The organism is Micromonospora zamorensis (genome assembly GCF_900090275.1).
Lineage (GTDB): Bacteria > Actinomycetota > Actinomycetes > Mycobacteriales > Micromonosporaceae > Micromonospora > Micromonospora zamorensis.
Window position 1 is genome coordinate 3,750,387 of the sequence record NZ_LT607755.1, and the last position, 20,221, is coordinate 3,770,607.

Sequence of the window (20,221 nt, forward strand, 5' to 3'; positions counted from 1 at the left end):
ATGCGATGCCGCCCGCACACTTACCGGGTGCTGATCTCGCAAACGTCGCCCCCACTATGGCGTGGACCTGAGGAAGACTGGCGGTCATGGCTGACTTGAGCGATGCGAAAGCTGCGCTGCACCTCTACCTGAAGGAAAATCGCGACGACCTGATCTGGAAGCTCGACGGGCTGAGCGAACGCGATGCGAGAATGCCCCGCACCGCGACCGGCACCAACCTGCTGGGCATCATCAAGCACTGCCTCAATGTCGAAGCCGGCTACTTCGGGCCCACCTTCGGGCGCGAGTTCCCGACGCCGGAGGAACTCGTCCCCATGCAGGCGTTCGACGAGGACCCACAGGCAGACTGGTACGCGAGCGAGGACGAGACGAAGGACGGCCTGATCGATCTGTATCGCCGGGTCGGGGTGTTCGCCGACCAGACGATCGACCAGCTGCCGCTCGACGCGCCGGGGCAGGTGCCGTGGTGGCGCCCAGGCCGGCAGGACGTGACGCTGCAGCGGATCATCATCCACGTGACCTGCGACCTCGCCCGTCACGCAGGGCATGCCGACATCATCCGCGAGCAGCACGACTCGGCGATCGGCCTGCGGCAGGACAACACCAACATCCCGGACGACTACGACTGGTCGGCGTACGTCGCCAAGCTGACGAAGCTCGCGGACCGTTTCGCCTAGGGCACCCACGAACGCGCCGCCCGCCGCGGATCTGCGGCGGGCGGCGCGTGACGTCAGAGGTTCGCGCCCCGGGGGTGGCAGAGCGGGTCACGGGCAGGGCGTCCGCGCGCAGACGTCGATGACCTTGCCGGTGAGCAGGAAGGCGGCCTTCTGTCTCTGGGCTCCGGCCTGGGCCCGTGGGAACTCGTGCGGGTCCTCCCCGTACTCCGGCCCGGCCGGGGCGAGGTTCGTCGGCGGTGGCGCGTACGCCGCGCCGCTGTTCCAGACCACGAGCGCCGAGCCGGTGTACGGGTAGCGGCGGATCGGCGCGATGCCCCAGTACGGACGCACGTCCGATGACCAACCGTCGGCGAGCGCGGGGGTGTGCAGGCGAGCCCCGATGGTGCGCGCCTGGACCTCCGCCGCGGCGGGCGAGACCTGCTGGTCACCGAAGGCCACGTGCATCAGGACCTGGTGCGGTGGGGTGCCGGGCAATGGCCGGTCGGTCATGTGCTGTGCGTACCCGTTGGCCTCGGACCGGTCCCACAACATCTGCAGCAGCGCGAGGATCAGCTGTTGGTCGACCTTGTCCGGGTAGTAGCCGTCCATGACCGACTGGAACGGCGCGAAGTCCACGCTGCGTTGCAGCAGCGTGGAGTAGTTCATCGCCGGTACGCCGAGCACCGAGCGGGTCCAGTCCTGGGCGATGGCGGTGAGGGCGCCACCGTTGATGCCACCCTGGCTGTTGCCGTCGTAGTGCAGCCCGCCGGCCAGGTTGATCAGCGGTCGTGCGGTCGCGTCCCGGAACGCCGGGTGGGCGGCGAACCCGCCCGGGTGGATCATCGCGCGGCCCAGGAACAGGAAGTTCAGGAAGCTCTGCTGCAACCGGTCCGCCACGGCGGGAAAGGCGCTGAGGTCGGTGAATGCACCGGCCACGTAGGGGACGTCACCGGCGGCCATGCCGATCCAACTGGTCGCGCAGAAGGTGAAGTTGTGGGTGTTCGACATCGTCCTGACGTTGCCGGCGTTGATCTCGGTCGGCTTGCCGAGCAGGCCATGGCCGTAGAGCGACAGGTGTGCCGGCTTCGCGGCGGAGGCGCTGCGCGGGATGTTGCAGACGAAGTCCGCCGCGATCGTCGCGTCGGACGGCGTGGGCAGGGCGTTCGGCGTCTGCGGCGTCCCGGTGCCGCCAGCGGGCCCGTAGTGCAGCCGGGAGCCCGGCCCGCCGTCGCCGGTCAGATAGGACGGTACGCCGATGGTGCCGGTCACCTGCCGGGCGATCAGCGGCTCCTGCTCCGGTGGGTAGTCGGTCACCTGGGTGACGGTGAACGACGGTGCGGCTCGACGGAGGCTGGCGAACGCGCTGTCGCGGACCGCCAGCATCCGCCCGGTCAGACCCTGCCGGCTGGCCACCGTGAAGTCCCAGGCCAGGTAGAGGCTGTGCCGCTTGACCCCGGTGCGGGTCAGGTCGGCGAGAATCCGTTTCATCTGCGGCGCACGGCTGTCGCGATGGCTGAGGCCGGCACCGGTCACGTACGCCCTGAACGCCTTCGGAGCCGGGATCGACGCCCCGTTGCCGTCGCGCATGCCGCGCAGGCCGACGACGTAGCGGGTGCCCTCGGTCAGCGCCACCGCAGGTCGAATGATCAGCACCTGCCGGTCGGGCTCGCCGGTCGCGTGCGCGTCCAGCTCGGCCCAGTACGGCGTGCGCTCACCGGTCCGCGCGTTGATCAGCACGATCGGTGCGTCCGGCGCCAGCGAGCGGCCGATGTCGGTGACCGGCGCGATCCCGGTCGTCGTGGCGTCGAGGCCGGGCACTCGCACCAGGATCGGCGAGCCCGGGCTGAACCCGTCCTGCCGGTTCCATTCCGTCGGGTCGATCGGGGTTCCCTGCACGTTGGCGGGCATCGCGGCGGTCGCGAGCCGCACCCGCTTACCGGTGGGGCTGGTCCGGTCCGGCACGGTGAAGTAGTCGTTCGGGAAGGGCAGCAGGCAGGCCGTCGGGTCGATCGGGTCGCAGGCCTGCTGCCCGGTCGGTGCAGGAGTGGCGGGCGGTGCCGCGGCGGCCGACGCCCCGAACAGGACGGTGGCCGCGGTCACCAGCACGGACACGGCGAGACGGAGCCCTTTGATTGTGGTCACACGCATCTCCTTCGACGCAGGTGATGTTCTTCCTACGCTCGTGAAGGAATCTCAGCAACCAGCACGACGCCCGTGGATGACCAGGCCCCCTGAAGGAGCAGTGCGACCGCGCCGAGGGCTCCGTCTGTCGTTGGCCGGGGGCTGACAGGCTAGTTTGCTCGGATGAGTCTTCTCGATGACGTCGCGCGGCGTGACAACTGGCGATGCTGGGTGTGCGACGAGCCGGTCGACGCTGACATGTCGGTGAACGACCCGCGTGGGCCCAGCGTCGACAGCCGCACCGCCGACAAGAAGGCCAAGGTCGTCGAACGGCTTGCGCACCGCGCCTGCAACACCCGCAAGGGCGCCGTCAAGGTGGTCATCGCCTGGCCGGACCGTCTGCACGTGGTGGAGCCCGCGCCGCTGATCACCGTCGCCGAGAGGCTTGAGCGCAAGGGCGGCCGGGAGTTGGTGGCCCGTTGCCCGAGCAGGAAGGACGCCCAGGAGGCGGCGGACTGGCTGGTCGACCGGTTTTCCCGGCTGGTGCCCGGGCTGCCGGTGACCGCGAGCGTCGACGCGGGCGGCGGCCAGTATCTCGTCGCTCTGGCCACCGGCCGCCGCTGACTGGCGACCTGGCCGGCGGAACGTCACCGGCCAGGACCGCCCCGCCACGGGTACGGCAATGCGTCCGGACGCTGTCCGGACGCATTGGCATCGGCAGGTCGCTGACCGGCCGGTGGGTAGAAGTCTTGCTCAGAAAGGGGGTGCGTCCTGGCCCATCAGCGCCAGCACGACGCCTCCCTTTCCGCTCTTGAGGCCCTGAACGACGACCTTGCCGGTGCTGCCGTCGGGCAGCTCCAACGTGAAGGTCTTCCCGACCGCGTTCTTGGGGCCGTTGCCGGCGCTGTTGGCAGGTCGGAAGTCACCTGCCCACGGCGGGACCCCGCCCCTGCGGGCGGGCTCGGCGAAGAGAGCGGCGGTGCCGGGGGTCCTGGTGCCATCCGACGAAAGGAGCACTGAGGCGCTGCGAAAGGTAGCCATATGCGGCAAGGATATCCCGGACCGCGCCCATTTGCGCCACCGCGGCTCCCCGTGACGCGCCTGGTGCGCAAAGGGCACTATCAGCGGATGGGCGACCAACCGAAAAGAGTGCGTGCACGGGTGCGCCATCTGGCGGACCGTTCCTACGTCGTGCTGATCGACGGGCCCGATGGCGAGGTGGAGGTCGGTCGTACCCGCCGGACGCGTGAGGTGCTGTCCATGGCGCGAGCCGGGGCCGCACGTGCGCTTGGTGTGCCGGAGGGTGGTTTCGACCTCAACGACATCGCCCTCACGTTTGCCCGACCGCCCTACGGGACGGACGGACAGTGGGTCCGCGTCGTCGCGGCGGAGGACCCCGACGACCCTTCCGAGGCCAGCGAGATCGGCTTGCTGGGCAGGGCGTACTGGTTCGATCACGAGGCCGCGTGGTTCGTGACGGTCACCGGCTCTGGCACCGGTCTCCATCCCAGCGAGCACCTCGACTTCGCCCCGTCGGTGACCGACGAAGAGGTCGCCGCGTTCGACGAGTACATCTCGGGCGCCAACCAGACACCTTGACACCTGTCGATGTTAGCGCCAACACTGAGACCGCAACCTGGGCGCAACGTCACCGTCATATCTCGCGATTCACTCGCGCATCGACCCCGGCGGGGCGCCGCAGGCTGGCGGCGCCGTCACCCGGGCGTCGCGGCCGGTTCCGGTCCCACGTGCTGCTCGGCGTCGACCTGATCGGCCACGACGCCACCGGCCGGCACCACCTGCGCCGATGAGTCGCTCACCAACCGTACGGAGGACAGATGCCGCTGCCACTCCACCCAACCGATCCGCTTGCCCGCCCGGCAACCGGCCGGGGGCCTGCCGGCCGCCGACGCCTACGGTCGGTCGTGGCCGCGGTGTTGGTGGTGCTCGCCGTGGCAGCCGGCCTGCCGGCGGCCGGGCCGGCGCACGCCGCACCGGCGGTCAACTACACCAACCCGCTGGTGAACCAGAGGGCCGACCCGCACATCGTCCGGCATACCGACGGCTACTACTACATGACCGCGACGGTGCCGCAGTACGACCGGATCGTGCTGCGACGTGCGACCACCCTCCAGGGCCTGGCCACGGCGGCGGAAACCACGATCTGGAACCGGCACACCAGCGGCGAGATGGGCGCCCACATCTGGGCGCCGGAGATCCATTTCATCAACAACCGGTGGTACGTCTACTTCGCCGCGGGCCGCACCGACGACGTGTGGCGGATCCGCATGTACGTGTTGGAGAACTCCAGCGCGAATCCGCTGACCGGGTCGTGGACCGAACGAGGTCGGGTCACGACACCGTGGGACACGTTCAGCCTCGACGCGTCGACCTTCGTCGCCAACGGGGTGCGTTATCTGACCTGGGCGCAGCAGGAGCCGGGCATCTCCAACAACTCCAACGTCTACCTCGCCCGGATGGGTGCCAACCCGTGGCAGATCACCGGCACGGTGACGCGGCTCGTCGTGCCGACGTACGACTGGGAGACCCGCGGCTACCGGGTCGCCGAGGGACCGGCGGTGATCCAACGCAACGGCCGCATCTTCCTGACCTACTCGGCCAGCGCCACGGACGCCAACTACTGCCTCGGGATGCTGAGCGCCTCGGCCACCGCCAACCTGCTCGACGCCGCCGCCTGGAGCAAGAGCCCCAACCCGGTGTTCGCCAGCAACGCCGCCACCGGTCAGTACGGCCCCGGCCACAACTCGTTCACCGTCTCCGAGGATGGGCAGAGCGACATCCTGGTCTATCACGACCGCAACTACCGTGACATCAGCGGCGATCCGCTCAACGATCCGAACCGGCGGACGAGGCTGCAGAAGCTGTACTGGAACGCCGACGGCACCCCGAACTTCGGCATCCCGGTGCCCGACGGGGCCACACCGGTGCGGCTGCGTTCACACGATCTGACCAGCAGCTACATCCGGCACTACGACTATCGGGCCCGGGTCGAGCCCAACGTGGCCAACCTGGCCGACTCGCAGTTCCGCATCGTCAGCGGCCTCGCCGGGGGCGGGACGGTGTCGTTGGAGTCGACCAACTTCCCGGGGTACTACCTGCGTCACCGTGGCTACGCCCTGTACGTCGAACGGAGCGACGGCTCGTCGCTCTTCGGCGGCGACGCGAGCTTCCACCGCCAATCCGGCCTGGCTGCCAGCACCGGGGTCTCCCTGGAGTCACAGAACTTCCCCGGCCGGTACGTGCGCCACCGCGACGGACTGCTCTACCTGGAAGCGGTGAGCACGAGTGCCGAGCGCGCCTCCGCCACCTTCCACCTGGAATAGCCGCGGGACCACTCCCCCATCGAGCCAGGAGTACCGATGACCCCCACCACCACGAGACCGTCCAGCCACGGCCCGATCCGCCGCGGCCGGCGTACCGGCCTGGTTCTGGCCATGATCACCGCGCTGGTCGGTGCCGCCGGCGCTGTGCTGGTCGGCGCGCCGCCGGCTGCGGCGGCCACCATCGACACCAACGCCTACTACGTCCTGGTCAATCGACACAGCGGCAAGGTCCTCGACGTCCGGGACACCTCGACGGCAGACGGCGCGGTGATCCAGCAGTGGTCCCGCAACGACGGCGAATGGCAACAGTTCCAGTTCGTCTCGTCCGGCAGCGGCTACTACCGCCTCAAGGCTCGACACAGCGGCAAGGTCGTCGACCTCTGGGAGTGGAACACCGCCGACGGCGCCGAGTACCGCCAGTGGCCGGATCTCAACGCCACCAACCAGCAGTTCCAGGTGCTCGACTCCGACGGCGGCCATGTCCGGCTGATCAACCGCCACTCCGCCAAGGCACTCGAGGTCTGGGAGCGGTCCACCGCCGACGGCGGCCGCATCAGCCAGTACACCGATCAGAACGGTGCCAACCAGCAGTGGCAGATGGTCCAGGTGGGCGGGGGCAGCACGCCACCCGGCTGTGGCAGCGGGTCGACCAACGCCGAGGCCGTGCTGAGCGGGAGCACCTGGACGACCCGTAACGGCTCGTCGACGGTCTATTCGGGTACGAGCATGTTGTCGGCCATGCAGGCGGCGGTCAATTCACTGTCGGCCGGTCGGACGTCGAAGCAGCGGGTCGTGGTCCGCGGCTCCGGGTCGATGAGCGCGGGTTCACGGCTGTCGCTGCCGTCGTACACGACGCTGGCGGTGTGCGGCACGATCAACGTGACCGGATCGGGCTCGGGCGACCAGGCGCCGGTCTACTCGCGGGGAACCACGGATGTCGAGGTGCAGAACCTGACGCTGACCGGGTCGCCGCTGTACGGCATCTTCATGCGCAACGTGAACAACCTGACCCTCGGGCAGATCGACATGCGGCTCTCCGCCGGCCTGGGAGTGCGCATCGACAACCACGGCGGAGATCGGTCGGTCAAGGTGCGCAACGTCCGCATCGACACCGTGTACGTGTCAGGCACCGGCACGCACGGGGTGGAGACGTACGGCGTGGACGGTCTGACCATCGGAACTGTCACGGCGCGGAACACCCGGGACTCCGGCCTGCTGCTCAACGACACGATCAACGCCACTGTCGGCACGGTCGACGCGCAGGGCGCCGGGGCCGGCACCGGGTACGCGGCTTTCCGGATGGCCAACCGCAACGGCCGGGTGGGCAGCTCGTACCCGACCAACATCCGGGTCGGAAACGTGATCGCGTCCGGGGGTGGACGCGGGATCTTCTGCGTCTCCGAGTCCGGTGGCGCGGTCATCGACCGGGTGACGATCTCGAACACGGGGAACAACTCGATCCTGGTGGAGAACTGCTACAACGTCGTCATCGCCGGGGTGTCCGGGACGGTGACGGGCGGCGGCGAGATCAGGATCGCGTCGCGGACGGAGTTCCCGATCTCCTCCGGCATCCGGTTGCAGAACCTGACCGTCAGCGGCACCAACATCACCCAGAGTCCCTGCGGTGGCGCGAACAACACCATCAGCAACGTCGCCCGGGTCAACTCGACGCTGACCTGGTGTTGAGAGGCTGGCCCTCGCGTACTCGATGAAGGGCGGTGGGTCCGCGCACGTTGCGGGCCCACCGCGGCGCTGCCTCCCGACTCCCCGCGCGGCGATGAGCGGGTATGGACGCACGACGCAGGATGATGAGCGGATTCCACAACTCGAAGCAGGAGGTCCGCGTGCGCGTCGTCCGCGTCCTGGCCAACCTTCCGGTGCCTGACATCAGCGCCGCCAAGGGCTTCTACAGCGACTACCTCGGGTTGAGCAACGAGGAGTTCAACCTGGGCTGGGTGGCCCGCTACACCTCGCCCGACAGCGGCGCGAGCGTGCAACTCGTCTCCGGCGACGCGTCCGCACCGGAGGATTCGGTCATCTCGGTGCAGGTGGACGACGTGGACGGCGCCTACGCGGAGGCGCAGCGCCTCGGTTACGCGATCGTCCACCCGCTGACCACTGAGCCCTGGGGAGTGCGGCGATTCTTCGTCCGCGCTCCGGACGGCAACGTCATCAACGTGGCAGCCCATAGTGCCTGACCAGGGATCAGGGCGGCGGCCGGGCCAGCCAGGTGCCGGCTGTCGCAGACCTCGTCAGCGGTTGAGGTAGGCGGCCAGGCCGCCGAGCTCCTCGCTGGCGATGAACACCGAGCGCACATTGAGAAGGGCCTCCTCGACGTGCGCGGTACAGCCCCACGCCGAGTCACCCCACGAATCAGCGATCTTGATCTCGGCGGGTGCCGTGCAGCCGGGAGCATCGCCGAGCTGGCAGTGCTCCGGGTGTGGCAGGGCAGCCTGCGCGGCTGCGGCGGCACGCATCCGCGCGGCGAGTTCCGCGGAGGCGGCAGCACGCTGCTCGGCCTCGGCGCGCAGTTCCCGCTCCACGCGTAGCACCCTGGCCAGCTCGTCGTGAGCCGCCCGGGCGCGTGCTTCGGCGGCCGTCTTCGCCTGTTCGATGTGGTGGCGTTCGATGGCCAGGGCCGCGGTGCCGGCGAAGACCCGGGTGAGAGCGAGGTCCGAGTCCTGTGGGACGCGCGGGGTGCGGTGGTACATGGCGAACGTGCCCAGCAGGCCGCCGTCGCGAGCCAGGATGGGAGTGGACCAGCAGGCCGCCAGACCGGCCCGGTCGGCCAGATCCCGAAAGTCGTTCCAGAACGGGTCGGTGGTGATGTCGGTGACGATCACCGGTTCCCGGCGGTGGGCGGCGGTGCCGCAGGAGCCGACGCCTTCGCCGGTGGCGATGCCGTCGATGGCCTGGTTGTAGAAGGCGGGCAGGCTGGGGGCGGCGCCGTGGCGCAGGTGCCGGCCGTCGGCGTCGGCGAGCAGCACCGAGACGAGCACCTCCTGCGGTGCCAGATTCTCGATACAGCGGGCCATCCCGTCGAGCACCTCGGTCAGGGGCGCCTGGCGGGCGATCTGCTCCAGCAGGGCGCGGTGTTCGGTCATCAACCGTTGGGCGTGCTTGACCTGGGTGGTCTCCACGCCGAGCACGCGGATCCCGGTCACCGTGCCGGCTGCGTCTCGACGCGGCTCGTAGGAGACATCGAAGAAGGCCTCCCGGGCCTGCGGGCCGATGCCCAGCACGACCCGGACGTCACGGCCGACGTATGCCTCGCCCGTGCGGTAGACCTGATCCAGCAGGGCGATGAAGCCCTGATCGGCCAGCTCGGGCATCACGTCCACGAGCGCGACCCCGGTGCGGACCCGTTCCTGACCGATGGTCTCGAAGAAGGCCCGGTTCGCCGTCTCCACCACATGCGCCGGGCCGGTCAACGAGGCGAAGACGGCCGTGGACTGCCCGAACAACGCCCGCAGATCCTCCTCAGCCGCTCCTCGCCCGGCAACCGCCGGATCCGCGGCAGGCACCGCCGTCATGTCCTGGTCCGCCTCTCCTCGGTTGCGTGGATGGTCCGTGACCCACTGGCTGGCGACGGAGGCCAACCACCGCCGTCGGTCACGTGTTCGCACCACCAACCTACGGGACACCGCTCAGGTGTCCACAGGACCGTGGCCGCCTACGCTGGCATCGACGTGAAGGCCGGGCCGACAACGGTTCCTGGTGGCCGCCGGGGGCGGGCAGCCGCAGGCAGGGGTGCACGTAGATGAGAGGTGTGTCCTGATGAGCTCGACGACGACGTTGCTGGAACGCCTGCTCCAGGCCGGGATGAGCGAGGTCGTCACAGTGGAGCCGGTGACGGGCGGGGTCGCGGCGCTCGCGGGCATCGCCACCCGTCGGGACGCCCCTTCGGTGTTCGTCAAGGGCTTCGCCGACGCGCCCGCCGAGGGGGTCTTCGTCGCGGAGGCCGAAGGGCTGGCCGCCCTACGCGAACTCGGCGGCATGGCCACACCCGACGTGCTCCTGGCGGACCCGGAACTGCTCGTGTTGTCGGTGCTGCGCCCGAGGCCGCACACCGAGAGCTTCTGGGAGCAGCTGGCGCACCTGCTCGCCCGCATGCACACGAGCACGACCCATCCTCGCTTCGGATGGCACCACGACAACTGGCTGGGCCGCCGCCGCCAGGTCAACACGTGGCATGACGACGGGTTTGCGTTCTTCGCAGAGCACCGGCTGCTTCGGTGGCTCGGGGAGCCCCGCGTCGAGGCGGCGCTCGACGCGGCGGACCGCGCGGCACTGGAGCGGCTGTGTCACCGACTGCCGGACCTGCTGCCGGACCGGCCCGCGTGCCTGACACACGGCGACCTGTGGACGCAGAACATCATGGCCACCTCGGACGGGCAGCCCGCGTTGATCGACCCGGCCGTGTCGTACATGTGGGCCGAAGTCGACCTCGCCCATGTGTGGTCCACCTCGCCCCCGCCCGAGGCGCAACGGTTCTTCGAGGTCTACGCGGACCTGACCTCGCTGGACGACGGCTGGCAGGCCCGCATGCCGGTCGTCCAGCTGCGACAACACCTCGCCGTGCTGGCCCAGTTCGACGACGACTGGGGTGCTGGCGAGCAGATCCGCGCCACCCTTGCCCCGTTCCGGACGCGATCCTGACCAGACGCCCGGCAGTTGACCGCCGCAACCGCGCGAGCGGCCGTGTCGGAGCGGGTCTCACGGACGAGCGTCGTCATCATCGCCGCCCCGACCGCGACCAGGGCGACGCCCACGAACGTTGACGGCGGCCACCAGGGTGACGACCGCAGCGGTCAACTGCAGCACACCACCGAGCAGATCGACCAGGCTGGAGATGGCGCCAGCGTCGGGAACAAGGTGCATCGCGGCCTCCGGGTTCGTGCCCACCGTCCGCTTCCTGCGGAAGGCCCTCCCCCGGGCCCAGCGGTAACCGCTTGGACGCCGCTGTCATTGTGGCACCCTCCCGCACAGCAGAGGAAGGGGCGAACCCGGTGGTCCTAGCGCAGCTCCGCGATCCTGGCTCGGGTGTTGGCCGGGGCTTCGGGGTGCCCACGCTCGACATCGGCCCTGACGTCAGCCACCGTCTTGCCGGCAAGCTCCCGTCGCCAGGCCAGTTCGGCGCCCCGCATCGTCTGGGTGAACGCGCAGGACTGTCGATAGTCGACGCCCGCGTGCTCCCCCGGCCCCTTGCTGAGAATCTCGTCGCACTGAAACAGCTCCTCCGAGCCCTCGATCGCGACCACGATGTCCAACAGGGAGACCGCTGCCGGGGCCCGGTCCAGCCGGAAGCCCCCGCGCGGCCCTGAGGTCGACGTCAGGATCCCGGCTCGGACCAAGGCTTGGAGCTGCTTGTTCAGGTAGGCCGGAGGCAGCTCATAAAACGCCGCGAGGATGCCGGTTGAAACGGGCGCGTCCATCCAGCTCAGGTTGAGACACGTGTGGAGGGCCCACTCGACGCCCTGACTCATCCGCATAATCCTGGATTCTACATATCCAGAATTTGTGACTCACGCCATGATCACTGGCCTGGAAGATTCTGGACACTTAATGTCTAGGAATCGACAGGCGACGAAGGAGCCGACCATGACACTGGTACGCGCAGCCCAGGCCGAGGTTCTCGACAGCGACCCGGCCAGCGTGATCACACTGCTACTCGACCCCGAGCACACCGACGGCGCACTGACCAGCAATCGCACCCTGCTCAAGCACGGCACCGACGGCGCACCGCCACACCTGCACACCCATTCCGGCGAGCTGTTCTTCGTACTCGACGGCGCCCTCGAGATGCTCGTCGGCGAGGAGCTGCACACCCTGCACCAGGGAGACATGCTCTTCGTCCCGCCGAGCACACCGCACGCCTTCGCCCCCGCCGACAGCCAGGACGCCGACTTCCTCGTCGTGATCACCCCTGGCAAGCCCCGCTTCGACTACTACCGACTGCTCGACAAGGTGCATCGGGGCGAAGCCACCTGGCAGGAGGTCGGCGAAACCCAGGATCGCTACGACAACCACTACGTGGACAGCCCCGTGTGGGCGGGCCGCGGGGCATCCACCTCAGCGCCCTGAGGAGTCGGAGATGATCAAGGGCGTGTCACATCCATCGCGACACACCCTTGATCATCTGCCGGGACGTGACGGTGCACCGCTGACGGTGCACCGCGCAGGATCTCGACGGGTCAGCAGCCGATTCGGCTGGACCCGACCGCGACGTCGTCGTACCAGAGGGTGTCGGCCCCGCCGCCGTAGCTCTCCCAGCCCAGCTTCAGGTCGGTGAGTTGCGGTCGCCAGGTGCGGTTGTACCACTGGCCGTCGATGTCGTGCGTCGGGACGCCGTCCGCGGTCAGTCCGGTGACAGCGGTGCCGTCCAGCCACGTACGAAGCTGACCGGCCGAGCCGTCCACCATGAACTCCACACAGGCCCACCGGTTGACCGGTAGTGGCAGGCTCTGCGCCACCCCCGCCGGGCTCTGCTCGGGCAGGGTCGCGTCGTCGGAGGCGCGGTTCCACTGCAGGGCGCCGTTCTGGCCGCCCAACCGCAGGTCCTTGTTGCCGTCGGCGGCGTCGGCCATCGTCACCATCGTGGTGTGATCGGTGGGCTGGGCGGTGGTGTGCCGCACCCAGATCCGTCCGTACCGGACACCGCCCACGCTGCCGAGGTTCTTCGTCGACCTGATGAAGACGTGGTTGCAGTACCCGGCTGCACCGTTGATCCGGACCGCCCGGCTGCCGCTGTGCGTGGTGGTCGTGTCGATGGTGGCCGTGCCGACTCCAGAGCAGTCCGGGCTCACCACGGCCCAGTCACCGGACGGCGTCGAGCCGGTCTGGTTCTCGAAGCCGTCGCAGAGCACCGCCCCGGCGCATCCGACCGGCGGCTCGGTGGTCGGCGGAGGAGTCGTGGGCGGGGGCGAGGTGGGCGGAGGTGTCGTCGGCGCGGCGCCGTTGCACGGCACTCCGTTCAGGCTGAACCCGGTCGGCGCGCCACCGCTGGCGCCGAACGTGCCCTGCACGCCGAACTCGGTCGCGCCGCCGGCCGGGATGCTGCCGTTGTACGACGCGTTGCGGGCGGTCACCGTCGATCCGGACTGGCTGACCGTGGCGTTCCAGCCGTTCGTGACGCGCTCGTCCCCGGCGTACGTCCAGGTGACGGTCCAACTGGACACAGCGGTGTCGCCCGGGGCGACCTTGATGTTGGCGGTGAATCCGCCGGACCACTGGTTGGGCATGTAGTCGACCCGGCAGCCCTGGGCGGCTGCGGCCGGGCCCGTGAGCAGGGCCGTTCCGGTCACGGTCACGGCGGCGGCCAGCGCGGCGACGACCACCAGGGTCGGAGCGGGGCGGGCACGGAAGATCGTCATGAAGGGTCCTTCTGCCATCGAGCTGAGCGGAGGCGACGCGGCGGCGCGCGTCCGGGACGGACGCGGCGCGACAACGCGCCCTGGGTGCGGCGCGGCGGTGCGCCACAGCGGCTGGTCGGCGCGTACGACCGAAGTGCCCGGCTCGGGGTGGACCTGTCAGCCGCCGACGGCCCGGTCGCCCGGACCACGGCGGTGCCCATCCTCAATCTATTTACCGCTCTCGATTTAATCAAGCGTCGGCAAGGCGGTGGTGGTGAGCGTCGTCCCGAATGTGCCCGGGAGGCGGCATCATCACGGCCTGCCCGGGTAGTTGGACGGGTAACAACAGGCCGGACGTGTCCGGCCCCTGGGAAGGAAGAACTTGTGCGTGGTGTCGTGATGCACGCTCCCGGCGACGTCCGGGTCGAGACGCGGGAGGATCCCAGGATCCTGCTCCCGACCGACGCGATCATCCGGGTCTCCGCGACCTGTGTCTGCGGTTCGGACCTGTGGCCGTACCGGGGGGTCGAGCCGGTCAAGGGACCGTCACCGATGGGCCACGAGTACGTCGGCATCGTCGAGGAGGTGGGCGGCGAGGTCCGCACCATCAGGCCGGGCCAGTTCGTCGTCGGCTCCTTCTTCGCCTCCGACAACACCTGCCCGATCTGCCGTGCCGGCTACCAGTCCTCATGCGTGCACCGCGAGCCGGTCGGCGGGCTCGGCGCCCAGGCCGAGTACCTGCGCGTACCCCTGGCCGACGGCACCCTGGTCGCGACGCCGGACGTTCCCTCGGACGACCTGATCCCGGGTTTCCTGGCTGCCTCCGACGTGCTCGGCACGGGATGGTTCGGCGCCGTGGCGGCCGAGGTCGGCCCCGGCAAGACCGTCGCGGTGGTCGGCGACGGTGCGGTCGGTCTGCTCGCCGTGCTGGCCGCGAAGCGGCTCGGCGCGGAACGGATCATCGCGATGAGCCGGCACGAGCCGCGCCAGAAGCTCGCCGCGGACTACGGGGCGACCCACATCGTCACCCAGCGCGGCGACGAGGGCGTGGCCCGCATCAAGGACCTCACCGACGGTCTCGGGGCACACTCCGTCATCGAGGCGGTCGGCACCCAGGAGTCGATGATGCAGGCCATCCGGGCCACCCGGGCCGGTGGTCACGTCGGGTACGTCGGCGTGGCTCACGACGTCGAACTGCCCGGGGATGAGCTGTTCTTCTCCCACGTACACCTGCACGGTGGGCCCGCCCCGGTGCGCCGGTTCCTGCCCGAGCTGATCGACCTGATCGCGACCCGGCAGATCGACCCCGGCAAGGTCTTCGACCTCACCCTCCCCCTCGACGAGGCCGCCGAAGGGTACCGGGCGATGGACGAGCGCCGCGCCATCAAGGTCCTTCTCAACCCCTGACCATCCCGTCGTCGCCCCGTCGGCGCGGTTGGACCACACCGACGGGGCAACGATCCTCGGGAAGGGCGCTACTTCTTGGCGATGGTGATCGTCGCCGTGCGGTAGTTGTTGCGCTTGTCCGTCTTCGTCGGGTCGTAGTTCTTCTCGATGTTGCCGGCGCTGTCGACCGAGAACCAGCGGAACGTCGTCGTCTCGGTCACGTGGAACACCTGCCCCGGCTCGCGGAACTCGGTGGCCGCGTAGCGGGGCGACTCAAGCGTGGGCCGGCTGCCGTCGGTCGTGTAGTAGATGGTGGCCGGCTCGCTGGTCTCGAAGCGCACGTCGACGGGCCCGCGGTACTTCCCGTCGCCAGGGATCAGCCGGGACGTCGGATCCTTCTTGTCCTTGCCCCAGTCCGCCGCGACCCGGAACATCTCCATGATGCCGTTGGCGTACTCCATCGTTTCGGCGTGGCCACTGACCAGCTCCGGGTTTCCCGTCCACTCGGGTTGGAACGAACCGCCCTGCCAGTTGCCGGTGGCGGGGTTGTAGACGGAGCCGCCGACCTCCCAGCCGAACGCGTAGATGCCGTAGGTGTAGTACAGGTCCTCGCGCACGTTGCCCGCTGAGGAGTAGAGGACGTCCGACGAGCCGCCGACGTTCTCCGGCGTTACGACGGTTTCCCGGTGCGCCTTGACCTGCGACAGGATCCGGGCGGCCGACTGCCAGTAGAACGCCTCGTCACCCAGCGGCGGGCGCGGCGTGGTGATCCGTCCGTCCGCGATGTAGGCGCCGGGCTGCCAGAACAGCTGACCGCCGTTGGAGTGCACCGACATCATGAACTTGATGTTCGAGTACTTCTCGACCAGCCAGATGATGTTCTTCGACTCGGGCTCGGACAGCTCCTCCGGCCCCTGGTAGGTGCCGCTGACGCAGTTGGTCGACCCTCCCGCGTAGCCGTCGTGGCCCGACCCGACCCGGTAGTTCCGGTTCAGGTCGACGCCCCAGGAGTTCCGCTGCGCCGGATCGGCGCTGGCGTCCGGGCAGTGGTTCGTCATGTTCTTACGCTGCGAGGCGAAGTTGTAGAAGCTGTAGTTCGCCCCGTCGGGGTTGTTGGACAGGATGAAGAAGATGTCGGTGTTCTCGACGATCTTCTTCGTCTCCCGGTCCGACCGGTAGTTGTGCACCAGGCGCTCGGCCGACTCCAGGCTGGTCGTCGCCGGCACCCACTCGCGGGCGTGGTCCTGCGCCTGGATCAGGACACCAGGCTTCTTGCCGTCACGGTGCTTGCCGATCCGCAGGACCGGGATCGTGGCGGGGCCTCGCGGCACCTCACCCTCCGGTGCTCCGACGCGCTTCTGGTCCAGGAAGTCGGTCAGCGCGACCGGGCCGGCCGTCGGCGCGACGATGCCGCTGCCCTCGTTGGTGCGGTACGGGTGCGCCCGGTCGATGAGGCCCGCGGACCGGGTCCGCAGTGCGTCCGCCACCTGGGTGGCCGTACTCGCCGGCGCCCCGGCGGCGTCCGTGGCGAGCAGGACGCGAACCGCCTTGCCCGTGACCTCCACCGCGAGTGGGAGGTTCGCGTCGGGCCGGTCCACGAACTCCACTGTGATGTCGTTGCCGCCCTCGTGGCCCCACGCCGCGGAGGTGGCGACGACCGCCGCCTGCCCGGTGCCGCCGAGCTGAGCCTGCGCCTTGCGCTGGTACCCGTTGGTCTGGTTCGGCAGGTAGACGATCTCGGCGATGTCCGGGTACTGGCGGGCGATCTCCTTGGCGCGACTGTAGAGCTGCTGCGGGTGCTTGTAGCCGTCCACGAAGTCCGACTTGTAGGACGGGTTCGCCGTCAGCGGCGGCGGGGCGTTCTCCAACCAGTTCGAGACCACACCGGTGGTGACCCCACCAGTGGAGCTCGTCACCTGGATCCTGGTCGGGCGGGTGTCGAGCTTGAACAGGTTCCGGTGGAACATGTACTGCCCGGAGTCGACGAACCGGCTCATCGTCCGGGCGAAGCCGAACGGGGTGCCCTTGCCCGAGTCGTTCTCGACCTGCATCCCGACGATCGGGTCCGCCTGCTGACCCTCGGTGGTCCGCGCCTCGACGTACAGGAAGCCCTGACCCTTGGTGGTGAACCAGTCGGCGCGGGCGATGCGTACCGTCGCCTGGTGGTTCGACGGCTGGACAGCCCGCGCGCCGGCGGCGTCGACGCCGATGCCGCCGTCGGCCTGGTCGCTCCAGGCGAAGCCCGCGTCGTCGGAGAGCACCTCGACGCCCATCGCCGTGAGTTCGGTGACCTGCTCGGCGGTCACCACCGCCTCGCCTTCGATGCCGGTCGGCACGCGTCGGAGGCCGTGCTCAAGGTCGAAGCCGGCGGCGGCCACCTTGTCCAGCATGTCGGCGCCGGTCAGCCTGATCTGTACGAGGCGTACCGACTCGCGATCCTCAGGTTGGGATCGGCTGGTGGCGGCTGACGGCCCGGTGGGATCCGCGCCCGCAGGCCCGGTTGCCACGAGGATGCTACCCACCAGGGCGGGCAGCGCCAGAAGCGCGATGCGCCGTTGTATGTGCCGCATTCCCCCTCCTTCTATTTACGACGGATGGTTGAGGTGGTGGCAGGACTCCGTGCTCGTCGACGATCGTCGTTGCGAGAAGGACGGGAGGACGGGAGCCGGCTGGGTCCGGTGAGCGTATGTGCGTTTGCGGCCGCAGTGGATCGCCTCGATCGAATTTGAGCATTCCTTGAGGCGATCAACACCGTGGACGGCGCGAACATGTCCACGGTGGGCGGCGCCTGCCACGAACGCGACGTCCGATCACCGCCAGACGGTCTACCCTCTGTCCAGCAGGCTTGCTCTCATGAACAACGCACTTGACGGCAAGGTAGCTCTGGTGACCGGCGGTGGACGTGGCATTGGTGCCGCGGTGGCGATGCGCCTGGCCAGGGAGGGTGCCGATGTGGCGCTGACGTACCAGCAGAATCAGCATCGCGCGGACGAGGTGGTGGACCAGATCAAAGCCGCGGGACGGCGGGCCGTCGCCATCCGGGCGGACAGCTCCGACACGGCGGCGGTGGTAGCCGCAGTCGACCGGGTCGCCGGCGAGCTGGGTCGGTTGGACATCCTGGTCAACAACGCCGGCGCGTTCCTGCTCGGACCGCTGGAGCAGTTGACCCTGGAGCAGTTCGAGCAGACCGTCGCGGTCAATGTCCGGGCACCGTTCGTCGCCGCACAGGCTGCGGTACGCCACATGCCGGCCGGCGGGCGGATCATCAACATCGGCAGCAACATGGCCGAACGGGCCGTCTTCCCGGGCTTCTCGCTGTACGCGATGAGCAAGACCGCACTGATCGGTCTGACCAAGGCGCTCGGACGCGAACTCGGCGACCGGGCGATCACCGTGAACCTGGTGAATCCGGGGGCCACCGACACCGAACTGAACCCGGCGGACGGCCCCAACGCCGACACGATCAGGGGGTTCACCGCCCTCGGCCACTATGCCGAGCCAAGTGACGTGGCTGCCGCTGTGGCATTCCTCGCCAGCCCGGACGGCCGTTACATCACCGGGGCGACGGTCAACGTCGACGGCGGCTTCACCATCTGACCGTCGACGCGCCGTCGCGCGGTCCGCTCGGTGGCGGAGACCCGACACCGGAGCGCGAGGTAGCCGACTGTGACCGGTGCATCACTGCGCGCACACTCCTCATCGACATGTTCCCGTCGACTGGAGGAACACATGCGTCTCCGATCGTTCGTCACCGCCGCGCTGGCCGCCGTACTGGCGGCCAGCGCGCTCGCGCCAGTGACCCCGGCAGCGGCGGCCACCGCCGACCGCTGGGGGTTCGCGTACGTCAAGGACCCCACAGTGCCGGTCTGGACCGTGCTGGACACCAGCCGGCAGTGGGGTAGCTGGAAGACCGCGTTCCCCGCCGCCTGGGCCGACGGTGTCAAGCTCGCGCCCGGCCGGTTCCAGGTCCGTTTCCCGCAGGTCGGGGCCAGCTCGCGCGGGGTGCCGCACGTGACCCCGGTGAACCGGACCGGGCATTACTGCGAGGTGGTCCGCTGGTTCCAGTCCGGCGCCGACGAGATCGTCGACGTGCAGTGCCACAAGCCCGGCGGCACGCGCGAGGACACCCCGTTCACAGTGCTCTGGACGACCAGCTCCGGTGTGCTGCCGGCCGGCACCTCCCACGCGTACGCGCAGTGGGGCAGCGGCGTGGTGGTGCAGTCGTACAACTCCACCGGCGTGGTGAACACCGTCGGCCCGCTGGGCGTCGGCCAATATCTGGTGCGGCTGCCCGGGGTGGGTCTGGCCGGGCTGCTCGCCGGCAACGTGCAGGTCACCGCGGTGCAGCCGAACGCCGGCCCCCGCCGGTGCAAGGTCTACTCCTGGAACGCGGTCGGCACCGACGTGCAGGTGTACGTCTTCTGCTACAACCAGGCCGGTGCGCTCACCAACACCGACTTCGCCCTCTCGTACCACCGCCGTCGGCCGGTGATCGGCTCCCTCGGCCCGCCGTCGTACTTCGGTTACCTGGGTACCGCCGTCGGTGGGCCCACCAACGACAACTCGGCGCTCGGTGTCGGTGCGAACACGGTGGCACCGCTGGCCCCCGCCGGCCGCTACCTGGCGACCTTCCCGCAGATCGGCATCAAGGAGACCCACGCCCAGGTGGTCGCGCAGGGTGCGGGTAGCAACTACTGCCACCTCACCCAACCCTGGACGTACACCACCAACGCCGACGTCGACGTGATCTGCTTCGACAACGCCGGCGTGGTCACCCCGCACCGGTTCCTGACCACCTTCACCTCGCGGCTCTGACGCCGCCGGCACCGGCGGTGGCAGCCCTCAGGCCACCGCCGGTGACCGCGTCCATCACCCCCGCGCGGAGGTGTACGCAGCTACAGGGCAGCCGTGGTCTCTTTGAGGATGCCGGCAAGCGCGTCGTAGTCGACGGTCTGCCCGTCCTTGATGTCGACGGCTTTGCGTTCACCCTTGCCCAGGGATCGGAGGAAACCCTTGACCTCGGGAACGTCCGTCGCGTTGAACACCATGAAGGAGATCTTGTCCTTGGCCACCGAGATGACGGCCGCGTAGTGCCCGTTCTTGAGGTAGTGCGGCTTGCCGTACTGCAGTCGCTCCTCGACATCAGGAATGGTCTGGACGACCATCGCGCGCAGCTTCTCGCACACGTCGATCTGCCACGGCTGCGTCTTGTTGATGTACTGGGTGACGTCGTCACTCATGGCCATCTCCTTATTGTCGTTGCCAAAGGATGGTCGACCCGCGACGCTTCACCCGCAGCCCGACCCGACCTGATCCGGTCGCCCCGGAGCCGCCCCTGCCGGGCAGGATCGTACGACGAATC

At 69.2% G+C, this 20,221-nt stretch carries 19 protein-coding genes; 11 read left to right on the top strand and 8 right to left on the bottom strand.

Features of this window, described 5'->3' with window-relative positions; all coding sequences use genetic code 11:
- Positions 1 to 86 precede the first annotated feature (86 nt).
- Positions 87 to 677 (top strand): DinB family protein, encoded by a 591-nt coding sequence (locus tag GA0070619_RS16515; protein ID WP_088948908.1) that lies wholly within the window; start codon positions 87 to 89, stop codon positions 675 to 677.
- Between the two features lie 87 nt (positions 678 to 764).
- Here GA0070619_RS16515 and GA0070619_RS16520 read toward each other — a convergent pair whose 3' ends face one another.
- A complete protein-coding gene (locus GA0070619_RS16520; RefSeq protein ID WP_088951844.1) occupies positions 765 to 2,798 on the bottom strand; it encodes a hypothetical protein in 2,034 nt (677 codons plus the stop codon).
- Positions 2,799 to 2,960: 162 nt separating this feature from the next.
- Here GA0070619_RS16520 and GA0070619_RS16525 point away from each other — a divergent pair, with 162 nt between their 5' ends.
- Entirely contained in the window at positions 2,961 to 3,401 is a 441-nt protein-coding gene (locus GA0070619_RS16525) for a hypothetical protein (RefSeq protein ID WP_088948909.1), read from the top strand.
- Positions 3,402 to 3,530: 129 nt separating this feature from the next.
- Here the strand turns inward: GA0070619_RS16525 and GA0070619_RS16530 are convergent, their stop codons facing one another.
- Entirely contained in the window at positions 3,531 to 3,818 is a 288-nt protein-coding gene (locus tag GA0070619_RS16530) for a hypothetical protein (protein WP_218906239.1), read from the bottom strand.
- A gap of 51 nt (positions 3,819 to 3,869) precedes the next feature.
- Here GA0070619_RS16530 and GA0070619_RS16535 point away from each other — a divergent pair, with 51 nt between their 5' ends.
- The 4 genes from GA0070619_RS16535 to GA0070619_RS16550 all read left to right on the top strand — a co-directional run bounded on the left by GA0070619_RS16535 (position 3,870) and on the right by GA0070619_RS16550 (position 8,319).
- Positions 3,870 to 4,376, top strand: coding sequence for a hypothetical protein (locus GA0070619_RS16535; protein WP_157744022.1), 507 nt, complete (start codon positions 3,870 to 3,872; stop codon positions 4,374 to 4,376).
- Between the two features lie 326 nt (positions 4,377 to 4,702).
- Complete coding sequence (locus GA0070619_RS16540; RefSeq protein WP_172862055.1) at positions 4,703 to 6,121, top strand: family 43 glycosylhydrolase; 1,419 nt, start codon at positions 4,703 to 4,705, stop codon at positions 6,119 to 6,121.
- Positions 6,122 to 6,157: 36 nt separating this feature from the next.
- Entirely contained in the window at positions 6,158 to 7,807 is a 1,650-nt protein-coding gene (locus GA0070619_RS16545) for an RICIN domain-containing protein (protein WP_088948912.1), read from the top strand.
- Between the two features lie 158 nt (positions 7,808 to 7,965).
- Positions 7,966 to 8,319: a VOC family protein gene (locus GA0070619_RS16550; RefSeq protein ID WP_172862056.1), complete on the top strand. Its 354-nt coding sequence runs from the start codon at positions 7,966 to 7,968 to the stop codon at positions 8,317 to 8,319.
- Positions 8,320 to 8,373: 54 nt separating this feature from the next.
- Here GA0070619_RS16550 and GA0070619_RS16555 read toward each other — a convergent pair whose 3' ends face one another.
- On the bottom strand, positions 8,374 to 9,654 hold the full coding sequence (locus GA0070619_RS16555) for a GAF domain-containing protein (protein WP_088948913.1): 1,281 nt from the start codon (positions 9,652 to 9,654) through the stop codon (positions 8,374 to 8,376).
- 244 nt (positions 9,655 to 9,898) lie between these two features.
- Between GA0070619_RS16555 and GA0070619_RS16560 the strand changes: the two genes are divergently transcribed.
- Positions 9,899 to 10,780 (top strand): fructosamine kinase family protein, encoded by an 882-nt coding sequence (locus GA0070619_RS16560; RefSeq protein WP_088948914.1) that lies wholly within the window; start codon positions 9,899 to 9,901, stop codon positions 10,778 to 10,780.
- A gap of 57 nt (positions 10,781 to 10,837) precedes the next feature.
- Here the strand turns inward: GA0070619_RS16560 and GA0070619_RS16565 are convergent, their stop codons facing one another.
- Together GA0070619_RS16565 and GA0070619_RS16570 are read right to left on the bottom strand one after the other, a co-directional pair.
- Entirely contained in the window at positions 10,838 to 11,026 is a 189-nt protein-coding gene (locus GA0070619_RS16565; RefSeq protein ID WP_088948915.1) for a hypothetical protein, read from the bottom strand.
- A gap of 110 nt (positions 11,027 to 11,136) precedes the next feature.
- Complete coding sequence (locus GA0070619_RS16570; RefSeq protein ID WP_172862057.1) at positions 11,137 to 11,613, bottom strand: RrF2 family transcriptional regulator; 477 nt, start codon at positions 11,611 to 11,613, stop codon at positions 11,137 to 11,139.
- Between the two features lie 109 nt (positions 11,614 to 11,722).
- Between GA0070619_RS16570 and GA0070619_RS16575 the strand changes: the two genes are divergently transcribed.
- Entirely contained in the window at positions 11,723 to 12,205 is a 483-nt protein-coding gene (locus GA0070619_RS16575) for a cupin domain-containing protein (protein ID WP_088948916.1), read from the top strand.
- A 110-nt stretch (positions 12,206 to 12,315) separates the two neighbouring features.
- Here GA0070619_RS16575 and GA0070619_RS16580 read toward each other — a convergent pair whose 3' ends face one another.
- On the bottom strand, positions 12,316 to 13,494 hold the full coding sequence (locus GA0070619_RS16580; protein WP_088948917.1) for a cellulose-binding domain-containing protein: 1,179 nt from the start codon (positions 13,492 to 13,494) through the stop codon (positions 12,316 to 12,318).
- Positions 13,495 to 13,857: 363 nt separating this feature from the next.
- On the opposite strand from GA0070619_RS16580, the gene GA0070619_RS16585 reads away from it, so the two are divergent.
- Positions 13,858 to 14,880: a zinc-dependent alcohol dehydrogenase family protein gene (locus tag GA0070619_RS16585; RefSeq protein WP_088948918.1), complete on the top strand. Its 1,023-nt coding sequence runs from the start codon at positions 13,858 to 13,860 to the stop codon at positions 14,878 to 14,880.
- Positions 14,881 to 14,948: 68 nt separating this feature from the next.
- Here GA0070619_RS16585 and GA0070619_RS16590 read toward each other — a convergent pair whose 3' ends face one another.
- Positions 14,949 to 17,429, bottom strand: a complete 2,481-nt coding sequence (locus GA0070619_RS16590) for a M14 family metallopeptidase (protein WP_088948919.1) — start codon at positions 17,427 to 17,429, stop codon at positions 14,949 to 14,951.
- A gap of 283 nt (positions 17,430 to 17,712) precedes the next feature.
- Between GA0070619_RS16590 and GA0070619_RS16595 the strand changes: the two genes are divergently transcribed.
- Both GA0070619_RS16595 and GA0070619_RS16600 read left to right on the top strand, forming a co-directional pair.
- Positions 17,713 to 18,456 (top strand): SDR family NAD(P)-dependent oxidoreductase, encoded by a 744-nt coding sequence (locus tag GA0070619_RS16595; protein WP_088948920.1) that lies wholly within the window; start codon positions 17,713 to 17,715, stop codon positions 18,454 to 18,456.
- A 132-nt stretch (positions 18,457 to 18,588) separates the two neighbouring features.
- A complete protein-coding gene (locus tag GA0070619_RS16600) occupies positions 18,589 to 19,674 on the top strand; it encodes a hypothetical protein (protein ID WP_088948921.1) in 1,086 nt (361 codons plus the stop codon).
- Positions 19,675 to 19,754: 80 nt separating this feature from the next.
- On the opposite strand, the gene GA0070619_RS16605 is transcribed toward GA0070619_RS16600, so the two are convergent.
- Positions 19,755 to 20,099 carry a DUF1801 domain-containing protein gene (locus GA0070619_RS16605; protein WP_088951848.1) on the bottom strand — a complete coding sequence of 115 codons (345 nt, stop codon included), beginning with the start codon at positions 20,097 to 20,099 and terminating at the stop codon, positions 19,755 to 19,757.
- Positions 20,100 to 20,221 lie beyond the last annotated feature (122 nt).